The sequence below is a fragment of the Bradyrhizobium sp. genome, assembly GCF_019242285.1.
GTDB lineage: Bacteria > Pseudomonadota > Alphaproteobacteria > Rhizobiales > Xanthobacteraceae > Bradyrhizobium.
Genome location: NZ_JAFAVV010000972.1, coordinates 1 through 2,412 on the forward strand (window position 1 = coordinate 1; position 2,412 = coordinate 2,412).

The 2,412-nt window shown below is 66.0% G+C and carries 2 protein-coding genes and 1 pseudogene; all 3 read right to left on the reverse strand.

The annotated features are described in order from the left end of the window. Positions 1-170: 170 nt before the first annotated feature. A complete protein-coding gene (locus JOY90_RS39710; protein WP_291696534.1) occupies positions 171-533 on the reverse strand; it encodes a histidine phosphatase family protein in 363 nt (120 codons plus the stop codon). 54 nt (positions 534-587) lie between these two features. Beyond that, on the reverse strand, positions 588-1,862 hold the full coding sequence (locus JOY90_RS39715; protein ID WP_291696535.1) for a TRAP transporter large permease: 1,275 nt from the start codon (positions 1,860-1,862) through the stop codon (positions 588-590). Next, positions 1,859-2,293, reverse strand: a pseudogene (locus JOY90_RS39720) (TRAP transporter small permease); the annotation flags it as partial. The pseudogene JOY90_RS39720 and the gene JOY90_RS39715, both read right to left, overlap by 4 nt. Between the last annotated feature and the right edge of the window lie 119 nt (positions 2,294-2,412).

Below are 2,412 nucleotides of genomic sequence, written 5' to 3' on the forward strand. Positions count from 1 at the left end.
TGATGATCCTGGACATCGATGGTCTCCTTTCAACGAAGCCATGGCAGTTGGCCTCCACGCGCAAGATGCGTAGGGCTTCTCCTCGTTTAAAGGGGACGTCCGCTCACGATGCTTCAACGCGACGTGAGTGCGCGTCAAGCTGTGATCGCCGCCATGTCTGCACCAGATCGCTAGTGCTGGGATTGCGCCAGCCTGCTCCACGCGTCGGCCTGAACGGTGGCGGCGCGCTGCAAGGTGCTGGTCAGGACCATGGCGACAGGAATCTTGAGCCTGCGCATCGCCTCGCCGATCGCCTCGGCTTGCGCGCGCCCCTGGTCGGTGAGCTGGCGCTCGGCGTCGTTCTTCCTGCCCATGGGATTGCTCATCGGGTCGGCTTTCGCCTGGGTCGTTGCGCCGTGACGGAACACGATGACATGGCCGCCGAGCCGCAGGTCGTCGAGCCAATCATCAGACGGCGACGCCGACTGGCCGTGGGCCGCCATCGGAAGGATCGCGAGCAAGGCAAGGAACAGGGACAATCGAACGCGAGACATGAGTTAATCTCCTCTTGCATCAAATATCAACGGATGAAAGATGGTCGTCGATCGTCACCGCCCGAGGATTGCGCCGGGAAGCCAAAGCGTCAGGCTGGGTACGAAGATGACGACGGCGAGCACGATAAGCAGCAGGGCGACGAAAGGCAGGATGCCCCGGATCGCCTCGCGCATCGGGGCTGCCGCGATCGACGACAGTACGAAAAGATTGAGGCCGACCGGTGGGTGAACCAGCCCGATCTCCATGTTGTGGGTGAAGACGATCGAGAAATGCACGGGATTGACACCCATCGGGCCGAGCGCAGGCGCGAGGATCGGCAGGACGAGGAGCAGGGTCGCGGTGACCTCCAGGAAGCAGCCCAGCACCAGGAGGAGTCCGTTGATGGCGAGCATGAATTGCCAGGTCGCGGTGTGGCGATCGAGCAGGAACTGCACCAGGCGCGCGGGCAGGCCGGATTCGGTCAGCCAATGCCCGACCGCGAGCGCGGTGGCGATGATCAGCATGATCGAGGCCGCACTGCGCAGCCCGCTCGCTACGACCGATAGCGTTTCGGTCCAGTGGAAGCCGCGGTAGCGGACGACGGAGACGCCGAGTGCTACCACCGCCGACAGCGCCGCGGCCTCGGTCACCGTGACGAAGCCGCCATAGATGCCGACCATGACGACGAGCGGCACGAGCAATGCCGGCAGCGCCCGAAGCGTCACCTCGATGCGCTCGACCAACGGCAGCATCGGCTCGACCGGAAACTTGCGGCGCCGGGCCTCGTACAGCACCCAGAGGAAGAACACGGCCGCCTGCAGCAATCCGGGCAGCACGCCGGCGAGGAACAGCCGCGGCACCGATTGCTCGGCGACGATGCCGTACAGGATCAGCGGCAGACTCGGCGGAATGACGATGCCGATCGTGCCGGACGCGCCAACGACGCCGAGCACGAAGGAGCGCGGATAGCCGCGCTCGAGCATCGCCGGGATCAGGATCGTGCCCATCGCGAGGGCGGTGGCGACGCTGGAGCCGCAGATCGCGGCGAACAGCGTGCAAGCCACCACGGTGACGAGCCCGAGCGATCCCGGCAGTCCGCCGAGCCAAGCGGCGGCGAGATCGACCAGCGCCTTGGCGATCCCGCCGGACCGCATGAAGGCGGCCGCCATCACGAACAGCGGTAGCGCCATTAACGTCGGCGAGTTGAGCTCGTTGACGATGAGCTGAGCGAGCCCGACCAGCGGCTGGCCGGAGAGGGCGAACATCGCGCCGGCGCAGAGCCCGAGCACCAGGAATACCGGCATGCCGGCCGCCAGCAATCCGGCAAACAAAGGAAGAAAGCTCGTCATCGCATGGGCTCTTCGATGCCCGGCCGCTCCGCCGCGCCCGGATGCCGCGGGAGCATGGCGCGCCAGCGCGAGGTGCCGACGAGACCGGCCAGGCGCATGACATAGCGTACCAGCATCAGCGCGCTGCCCGCCGGCAGCGCGGCATAATAGAGCCACATCGGAAACCGCAGGTCGCTCGCGCTGCGCTCGTCGATCAGGCGTGCGGTCGCCACCACCTCCCAGCCGTACCAGCCGAGCCCCGCGCAGAACACGATCGCGGCAAGGCTGTTGAACGCCTCCATCCACCGCTTGACCCGGTCGGGCGCGATGGCGAGCACCAGGTCGGGCCGTACATGGCCGTCGGCGCGAACGAGCCCGCTCGAAACGATCATGATGGCCCAGATCATCAGGTAGACGATGACTTCCTCGGCGCAATTGATCGAATGCTGCGGAAAGGGTCTGCTCGGCCCGGTCCCAGAGCTTCATCATGCTGTGCGGCCTGAGCTTCCGGACCTAGCTGGCTTCGTTCGCGACGGCGGCGACCAACTCCGGCGAGATCCGCGACAGCATC